The sequence below is a fragment of the Streptomyces sp. NPDC043738 genome, from assembly GCF_056436545.1.
In genome coordinates this window covers 140,770-149,671 of record NZ_JBWKCJ010000010.1, presented here as the reverse complement: position 1 = coordinate 149,671, position 8,902 = coordinate 140,770, and the positions used below count along the sequence as shown (strand labels likewise).

4 protein-coding genes and 1 pseudogene are annotated in these 8,902 nt (G+C 77.4%); all 5 read right to left on the bottom strand.

The window, feature by feature from the left end; genetic code table 11:
- Positions 1 to 143 precede the first annotated feature (143 nt).
- Positions 144 to 2,873, bottom strand: a complete 2,730-nt coding sequence (locus AC0680_RS16150) for an FtsX-like permease family protein (protein ID WP_478628813.1) — start codon at positions 2,871 to 2,873, stop codon at positions 144 to 146.
- A 61-nt stretch (positions 2,874 to 2,934) separates the two neighbouring features.
- Positions 2,935 to 6,369 carry an FtsX-like permease family protein gene (locus AC0680_RS16145; RefSeq protein WP_478628810.1) on the bottom strand — a complete coding sequence of 1,145 codons (3,435 nt, stop codon included), beginning with the start codon at positions 6,367 to 6,369 and terminating at the stop codon, positions 2,935 to 2,937.
- Positions 6,370 to 6,537: 168 nt separating this feature from the next.
- On the bottom strand, positions 6,538 to 6,942 hold the full coding sequence (locus AC0680_RS16140; protein WP_478628808.1) for a globin: 405 nt from the start codon (positions 6,940 to 6,942) through the stop codon (positions 6,538 to 6,540).
- Between the two features lie 133 nt (positions 6,943 to 7,075).
- Complete coding sequence (locus tag AC0680_RS16135; RefSeq protein WP_478628805.1) at positions 7,076 to 8,587, bottom strand: FHA domain-containing protein; 1,512 nt, start codon at positions 8,585 to 8,587, stop codon at positions 7,076 to 7,078.
- A gap of 86 nt (positions 8,588 to 8,673) precedes the next feature.
- Positions 8,674 to 8,901 (bottom strand): annotated as a pseudogene (locus tag AC0680_RS16130) (hypothetical protein); the annotation flags it as partial.
- Position 8,902 lies beyond the last annotated feature (1 nt).

The window sequence follows — 8,902 nt, the reverse complement described above, 5'->3', positions numbered from 1 at the left end:
CCTCCCCCCCTCCCCCCCCACACCCCCCCCCCCCCCCCCCCCCCCCCCCCCCCCCCCCCCCCCGCACCCCCCCCCCCCCCCCCCCCCCCCGGCGCCGGCCGCCGCCGCGGAGGCGTCCTCGCCGTGGTCGGACGGTGTGGTGGTCATCCCGGATCCCCCGTTCTGTACTCGGCGTGCTCGCGCCGCCGTTCGCTCAGCCAGGCCTGGACCAGTGCCACCGCCAGCGCCAGCGCGACCACGCCCGCCGACGGCAGCAGCAGCGACACGGGATCGGACTGCAGCCGTACGGTGTCCGGCGCGTCCCCCGCGGCCCCGGCCAGGGCGAGCGCGGTGAGGTCCATACCGGGCCGCAGCAACCGGATCGTGACGGCGCCGGCCAGCGCACCGCCGAGCGCCGCCAGCAGCGCCGGTGGCAGCGCTTCGAGGACCATCAGGCGCCGCCCCTGAGCGGGTGTCAGGCCCATCGCACGCAGCCGGGACAGCAGGTGGGCCTGCTGCGGGGCGGCCTGGAGGCGCGCCAGGAGCAGGGCCAGCAGCGCGAATCCGGCGCCGGCCGCGACCGCTGCGGTGTACAGGCGCTGCGCGCCCTGTTGGAGGGGCGGATCGGCGAGCCGCGCACGTTCGGCGGAGCGCAGCACCAGCCGCGCGGTCAGCGACGCCGGGGTGTGCGCGCGGACGGTGGTGCGCAGCGCCTCGGTGTCCAGCCGGCGGCCGGACAGCAGCAGGACGGCGGGCCCGTTGGCGGGTTCGGCGTAGGTGTCCGGGTGGCGGCGTGCCACACTCCGCGCGTTGATCAGGACGAAGTCGCCGCCGGGCTGGGCCGGGGTGTCGGCGCGTACCGCCGTGGGGCGGACGACGAGTTGACCGAAGTCCGGCTGCAGCATCATCGGGGCGTGCCCGAACCGGGCCACGACGCGCGGGGAGACGATCGCCGGCAGTGGCCGGTCGCCGCCGGGGTCGGCCAGCTCCCGGGCGGAGAAGGCGCCCAGCCCGGTGGCGCGGGCGAGCCGGGAGTACGCCTCGGCATCGGCGATGACCAGGTAGAGGGGCGGGCCACCGTCGTCGGCGGCCTGGACGGCGATCCGGATCGCCACCGCGTCCTCGACGCCCGGCACCTTGGCCACGGCGCGCCGGAGGTCCCGGGGGAGGGGCCGGTCACCGACGATGCGGGCCTCGGCGCCGACCGCGGTCAGCGCCGCGTGGTCGCGGGCCGCGTCGATGCCCGCGAGCACCGAGCCGCCGAAGGACGCGGTGGTCAGCGCCACCAGGAGCGCGAGCAGGGGCAGCCCGGCGGCGGCCGGCGCGCGGCCCGCGCGGGCCAGCGCGAGAAACCCGGTCAGCCCCGATCCCCGGGCGGCGGGGCGGGCGGCCAGCCGCAGCGGGAGCGGATAGAGCCGCATCAGCAGCAGCGCGGCGATCACGCCGACGAGCACCGGGGCGGCGCTGACCAGGGCGTCCACCCCGCCGCCGGCCGCCGTGCCGCGGCGGCGCAGCGCCACCACCGCGCCGGCCGCCAGTACCAGCACGGTCAGTTCGGCGACCGTACGGCGCCGGGAGGGGCGGGCGTGCGCCAGGTCGGCGCGTTCGGTGGGGCGCGGGCGCCGATGGGCGGCGGCGGCCCGCAGCGGCAGGGCGAGCGTGCCCAGCAGACCGGCCCCGGCCGCCGCCGCCAGCGAGGGCCAGACACCCTCGCCGGGCAGCAGCGCCACTGCCAGCCCGCCGCCGGCCGCCGCCGCGGGCAGCGCCACCACGGCGGTCTCCGCCGCCAGTTGCCCGGTCAGCGAGGCCAGCGAGGCGCCGCGGGCCCGCAGCAGCGCCAGCTCCGGCCGCCGCCGGGCCGCCGTCAGCGCGCCGGACATCAGCAGGACCACACAGGCGACGGTGCCGATTCCGGCCGCGGCCACCGCGATGACCGGTGCGATCGCCGCCCGCGATCGGGCATGGCCCTCCAGCAGGCCGTCCACCGCGCTGTCGACCAGCGCGCCGCGGCCCGCCACCGCGTGCAGCCGGGCGAGCGCCGCGCCGTGTTCGAGGGAGAGCAGCCGGGCCTGCAGCACCGGAGCGTCCTGGGCGGTCAGTGCGCTCGCGTCGACCGGGTAGCGCCAGAACTTCTCCGGTGCGCCCGGGGTGGACAGCAGCGCCGGGCCGTCCTGGGGCGCCAGCAGCAGACCGGCGTGCCAGAACCTCTTCGACGGCGGCCCCGGGGTCACGTCCCTGCGGGCGGCGGTCAGCACCGGGTCCACGGCCCAGTACGCGCCGTCCGGGGCACGCGGGGTGAGCAGGCCCGAGATCCGCAGGGTCAGGTCCTCCAGATGCAGTTGGCTGCCGACGCGCAGGCCCAGCGTCCGCGCGGTGGCGACGGTCACCGCCGCCTCCAGAGTGTTCGCCCCGGGAGCCGCGCCCCGCGGCAGCCGGCCCTTGGTGAGCGCGGCGTGCCGGGCGAGACCGGAGACCGCCCGGAGCGACAGGGCGGGGGCGACGCCGTCCGGCCGGGGCAGCCAGGGGTCGTGTGCGGTCAGCGGCTTGGTGGTGCGGACACCGTGGACGGAATCGCCCGCCGTGATCCGCAGCGGGGCGGCGAACTGCCGTTGGAGCGCCCGGTCCTGGCGGTCGCCCTCGGCGGCGGCGAAGGCGGCCGCCGGGTCGGTGCCGGGCACATCGGCGGGCGAGACGGAGATCTCCACCGTCCGGTCGCCGGGCGGCGCGGAGCCGATCGCATGGCGCACCCCGCGCGTCTCGTACGCCTCGACCCCGCGCGGGAACGAGGCCGCCAGGAACGCCGTCACCAGCACCAGCGCCCCCAGCGCCGTCGCCGCCGCGCGCGACGTGCCGAGCCGGACGCGCAGCCAGGCCGTCCAGGTGAGCGCGTTCACCGGCCCTCACCCACCGGCCGCCGCGTCCCCGGTCCCGTCCTCGTACTCGTACGCGTCCTCATCACGGTGCTCCTTGGCTGCGCAGGGCCCGTACCGGGTCGCCGCGGCGCAGCCCGAGGGCCGCGACGATCAGCAGCGGCACCGCGGCGACCGCCGCCAGCAGCGCGACCACCTGGCCGGACGGCAACTCCACCAGTACCGGCGGCACCGGGCGGCCCGCCTCTTGGGTCAGCACGACCAGCGGGACCACGGCCCGGGTGAGCACCGTCCCCAGCGCCACGCCGACGGCCAGCGCCAGCGCGATCAGCACGCCCTGTTCGGCGGCGATCATCCGGGCCAGCTGCGGGCGCGGCGCGCCCAGGGCCCGCAACACGGCGAACTCCCTGGCCCGTTCGCGGACCGACCCGGCGGCGCTGACCGCGAAGCCGACCGCCGCCAGCGCCACCGCGACCGCCGCCGCGGCCGTCAGCGCCGTCTGCGGGCCGAGCCCCAGCGGATCGTCGTGCAGTTGCCGGGCGATCTCGTCCCGGACCAGGACCTGGCCCGGATCGATGTCCGGGCGGGCCCGCAGCGCGCCCGCGGCCTTCGCCGCCGCACCCGGCTCGGGGCGCAGCCACCACTCGGTCGCGGTCAGCGGCGCGGCGCCGCGATCGGCCAGCGCCTCGTTGACGGCGCCGAAGTCCACCAGCAGCCCGGTGGTGTCCGGACCGCCGTCCGCCCCGGCCGGCAGTGCGCGCACCGCCGCCACGATCCGCGCCTTCAACGGCTCCCCGTTGACCGGCACTTCGATGGTGGCCCCGGTCTTCGAGCCGCTGTCGCGCAAAAACGCCTCGGTCGCGACCACGGCGAGCGGCGGGCGCTTGGGGTGTGCGGCGGTGATCCGCACCGTCGTCACCGCGGCGCTCCACGGGTCCGGCCGGATGCCGGTGTCGTACGTCTGGGACAGCAGACCGCCCGCGGGGACCTCGGCCCGGCCCGCCGCGGGCCCGGACTCCTCGCCCGCGGAGCCGCTCCTGCCGGCGATCTGGGCCCGCCAGGACAGTGCGGCGGGCGCGGACAGGGAGCGGTGACGGCCCGATGCGGTGACGGCCTGTGCGCTGGTGACGGTCAGCCGCTGACGGTGGGAGGTGGCCGACTGCTCCATGTCGGCGACCAGACCGGTCAGCCGCAGGGCGCCGGCCGGGCGTCCCGCCGGGGCACCGGCCGCGGCGGCGAGGTCCGCTCCCAGGGCGTGCGGGGCGCCGTCCGGGGCGAGCGTGCCGAGCGGCAGGGTGTACGGGGCGCCGAAGCGGTCGGTGACGAGGGCGGAGAGGGTGGCGGGCACCGGCCCGGTGCCGTGCCCGGCGGCGTCCGGCCCGGAAGGCAGCTGCTTCAGGGAGCGCAGGGTGGCGGTCAGCCGTAAGCGGTCGGTGTCCGCGGGGAGTTCGAGGCCGACCGGTGTGCCGTCGTGCGGCGCCACCGCCCGCAGTACCCGGTCCGCGGCCCGGCCCGACCTGTCGTCCGCACTGCCGCCCATCAGGTCTCCGCGCGGCAGCAGCGCCCCCGCCGACCGCCGGGCGTCCAGGGCGAGCAGCGAGGAGGTCCGGCCGCCCGACAGGGTCAAGGTGGCCTGCCCGGCGGGCAGCGCCGCGGCCACCCCCGGCACCGCCGCGTACGCCTCGCCCTGGCCCCACTGCGGTGTCCCGCCGGCCAGTACGCGCACCGCGGCGCCCGCCCGGAAGTCGGCCTGGTCGTCCTGCGAGCGGTCCCAGGACGCGCGCTGGCCGATCGCCAGCATGCCCAGCGCGGTGGCCAGCACCAGCAGCAGGACGGGGCCCGCGCCGTGGTGGGAGTGCGCCCTGCTCGACCGGAGTGCGGAGCGCGGGGAAGCGCGGCGGCTGATCTGCCAGCCGGCCAGCGCCGTGGCCAGGCCCCGACCGCGGGCCGCGCCCCGCTCGGCGAGCCGGGCGGCGAGGGGCAGCAGCCGCAGCGTCAGCACCGTTCCGGCGAGCAGCGCCAGCGCCGGGGCGGCCACCAGGACGGGATCGATGCCGAGCCGGCCGGCGGTGTCGCCGGTCAGCACCCCGCCGCCGCTGCCGCCGCCGTCCGGCCCGTCGCCGCCCGCGGTCCGCCGCCGGAGCTGCCAGTACGCGACGCCGGCCAGCACCAGCAGTCCGAGGTCCGCGCCCGTCCTTCCCCAGGCCCGCCACCCCGCCCGCCCGGGGGAGCTCCGGGGAGCGCCGGGCCGCCGCCGCGGTGGACCCTCGGCCCCGCCGTGCAGCAGCGCGGGCGCGGCGACCGCGAGCGCGCAGCCCAGGGCCACGCCGACCCCCGTCAGCCAGGTCGCGGCGGTGAGCCGGGTGTCCAGCGGCAGCCCGATACGGGCCGGCGCTCCGCTGCCGGCCAGCAGCCGCATCAGCGGGCCGGCCAGCAGCGGCGCGCCGAGCGCGGCCGGGGCGGCGAGCAGCAGCGACTCGGCCAGGGCCAGCCCCGCGATCCGCCGCCGGGAGCCGCCGCGGGCCCGCAGCAGCGCCGTCTCGCCGGTCCGCTCGGCGCTCAGCATCCGGGCGACCAGCAGCAGCGCGTATCCGGCGAGCAGGACCAGCTGCAGCGCGACGATCAGGATCGTCGAGCGGTTCACCAGCAGCGCCCGCTGCAACTGCCCCAGCGCGTCGGGCAGATCGGTGGTGGCGGTGGCCCGGCCCCCGAACGCCGGATCGGCCATCAGCGCCTTGGGGGCCCGTCCAGCGGCGGCGCGCAGCGCGTCCAGCCGGTCCGCGGTCAGCGAGCGGAAGTCGGCGGTGGCGAGCCAGCCGGCCGAGTCCTGCACCAGCGGTCCGCCGCGGAACGCCGCCGGGTCGGTGAGCATCGGCCCGTACGTGGTGAAGTCCAGGGTGCGCACCCCGCGCCCGCCGAGGTCGTCGAGTTTCCAGTACGGGTCGGTGCGGTCCTTGGGCCGGTAGACGCCGGTGACCTCGACCGTCAGGCGGGCGGGGCCGGAGAGCCGGTTGTCGAGGGCCAGCCGCCGGCCGGGCCCGATCCCGAGCCGGGCGGCCGCGGCCTCGGGCACGGCGATCGGCAGCGGCCCGCGTGCGGCGGACGCGGGCCAGCTCCCCTTGGTGAGCGTGAGGCGGGAGCGGTCCAGGGCCGCGAGGTGGGTCAGATCGGGCTCGCCCTTACGGGCCCGCGGCGGCCGGAGCGAGCGGGGCAGCGCATACGGCCCGGAGCGGGTCAGTGTGCGCACCGCGAACGGCAGGCCGTCGAAGGCCCGCCGGGCTCCCGTGTGCACCGCGCGGTCGGCCTGCCCCCGTTGCTCCGCGGGCAGTTGGGCCTTCACCTGGAGCGCGGCGGCCGCCGTCGAGCGCGTGCGCAGGGTCGTGCGCAGCCCGGCGTCCCCGACCGCGTCGGAGAAGGCGGTGAGGGTCGCCAGCACCGTGGTGGTCAGCAGCACCGACACCAGCGCGGCGGCCAGCAGCAGGCGGTGCGCCCGCACCCGCACGAAGACGAAGCCGGCCATGGTCCCCCCTGCCAGGCTCGCAGCAACAACCCCACCAACAGCACCAAACAGATGAACGGATGCTGTCAGAGTGTGCGGTGTCCGGTGAGCGGATTACGGGAGTCCTTGACCGGATCGTGACGGATCCGGGCGGTTGGGCGCGCGGGGGCGCCCGGTGTGACGCGTTCCTCAGTCCGCGGAGTTGATCATCGAGGCGGCCGCATACGTGAGGTAGTTCCACAGCTGCGTCTCGTGTTCCTCGGACAGTCCGAGGGAGTCCACGGCGTCGCGCATGTGCCGCAGCCAGGCGTCGTGCGCGGCCCGGTCGACGGTGAACGGGGCGTGCCGCATCCGCAGCCGGGGGTGCCCACGGCCGTCGCTGTACGTACGGGGGCCGCCCCAGTACTGCATGAGGAAGAGCGCGAGGCGCTCCTCGGCCGGACCCAGGTCCTCCTCCGGGTACATCGGCCGCAGCAGCGGGTCCTCGGCGACTCCCTGGTAGAAGCGGTGCACCAGACGGCGGAAGGTCTCCTCGCCACCGACCTGCTCGTAGAAGGTCTGCTCCTGAAGCGTGCCGCGCGGAATCTTGTTCACCCGTCCATGGTGGCAGACGCCCCGGCTAGGACTTCGGTCGTAGGACGATCCGGGGGTGCTTCGGCCCCGCAAAGGCGAACGGGGCGTGATCAGTTGATCACGCCCCGCGTTTGCCCGCCGTGCGGCCGGCGGGTCAGCCCCGGCGGATGGTCAGCGTCGTCCAGGCGCCGACGTGCACCCGGTCGCCCTCATGGAGCGGCACCGGCACATATGGCTGGATCGGGTCCTCGCCGAGGTTGATCGTCGTGCCGTTGGTGGAGTTCTGGTCCACCACGGCCCAGCTGCCGTCCTGCTGCTGCACCAGCAGGGCGTGCTGGTGCGAGACGCCCGGGTCCTCCGGCGCACTGCCCAGATCGATGTCCGGGGACTCGCCGGTGCTGTTGCGGCGGCGGCCGACCGCGACCTGGCCGTTGGCGAGCGGGAGCACCTGCTCGGGGGAGTACGAGGGCAGGTTGAGCCCCGCCGCCTCCGGGCCGCTGCGGCCCATCATCGCCATGAAGTACTCACGGTCCGGCGCGACCGCCACCACCCAGCCGGCGCCGACGACCGGCTGCGGACCCTGCGGCGGTGCCGCGGGAAGCTGACCGGGGCCGCCGTTCCACTGCTGGTCCGGTCCGGGCCCTTGCTGCGGCGGCATCTGCTGCTGCTCGAACGGGGGGTGCTGCTGTTCGTACGGAGCCTGCTGCTGCTCGTACGGTGCCGGCTGCTGCGGCGGGAACGGCGCGGGCGGCTGCTGCTCGAACGGGGCCTGCGGGCCGGGTGCGGGCGGCGCGGGCGCCATGGGCGGGGGTGCGGCCTGGGCGCTCGGCGGGTTCAGCGTCCAGTCGTCGACGCCCTGCTGCGGCGGCGGGCCGGGCTGGCCGGCCGGGCCGGGACCGGGCATGCCGGGCGGCGGGCCGGGCTGGCCGGGGAAACCACCGGGCCCGGGCTGGCCCGGGAAGCCGCCGGGGCCGGGCTGGTCGGGGAAGCCGGGCGGCGCCATGTCCTGCTGTGGGGGCTGCGGCTGCGGCGGCGGAAAGCCGTAACCGCCCTGGCCGCCCTGTGTGCCGGGAGCGGGCTGGCCGGGGCCCGGCGCGGGCGGCGGGAAGCCGTAGCCGCCGCCCTGGCCGCCGGGGCCGGGCATGCCGGGCGGCGGGCCCGGCTGCTGACCCTGCGCCGGGGCGTAGGACATCGGGGAGTTGGTGAGGAAGTTGTAGCGGCACTCCTCGCAGAAGGGCGCCATCGCCGCACGCGGGGTACGGCACTGCGGGCACAGCTCGGGCTGCGCCTGCTGGCCGGGGCCGGGCGCGGGCGGCGGGAAGCCGTAACCGTCCTGGCCGCCCTGTGTGCCGGGGCCGGGTGCGGGCGGCGGGAAGCCGTAGCCGCCCTGGCCGCCCTGCGTGTCAGGAGCGCCGGGACCCATGCCGCCGGGGGCGGGGCCGGGACCAGGGCCGCCGGGCGGCGGTCCGGCCTGACCCGGTGGCGGGCCGGCCTGGCCGGGCGGCGGGCCGGCCTGGCCGGGCGGCGGGCCGGGCTGGCTGGGCGGTGTGTTCAGGAAGCCGGCAGGCAGGGAGGGCGGCGGGGGGACAGCACCCGCCATCCGCTGGCCGCACACCTCGCACCAGTCTTCGGCCACCGACTGGTGGCCGCTCGGGCAGGTCGGCATGTCGGTATTTCCCCCTCCGTACCGTTTCTTTGGGGCACTGCTCGGTACTGATTGTGTCGGTACTGACTGTGATTCTTTGTGGCTGTTTTCTCGCTGCGAAGGGTTCTTGTCGAGGGCGTTTCAAGAGTCATCTCGTCCGCCTCGGCGACCTTCGCCTTCAGTCGCACAGTACCGGTCGCCCTGTCGGCGACGCCCACCACCTTCGCAAGGAGTTTCGCCGACTCCCCGTTCCCCCAGGTGCCGGCGTTCCGTCCCCCGCGACCCGGTTGCGCCGTCGCGCGGGGGACTTCGGCCGACTCGTTCGGTTTTGGTCCG

Excerpts from the sequence above, each read along its gene's own strand:
- AC0680_RS16145 (WP_478628810.1), bottom strand. The coding sequence starts at position 6,369 with ATGGCCGGCTTCGTCTTCGTGCGGGTGCGGGCGCACCGCCTGCTGCTG.
- AC0680_RS16135 (WP_478628805.1), bottom strand. The coding sequence starts at position 8,587 with ATGCCGACCTGCCCGAGCGGCCACCAGTCGGTGGCCGAAGACTGGTGC.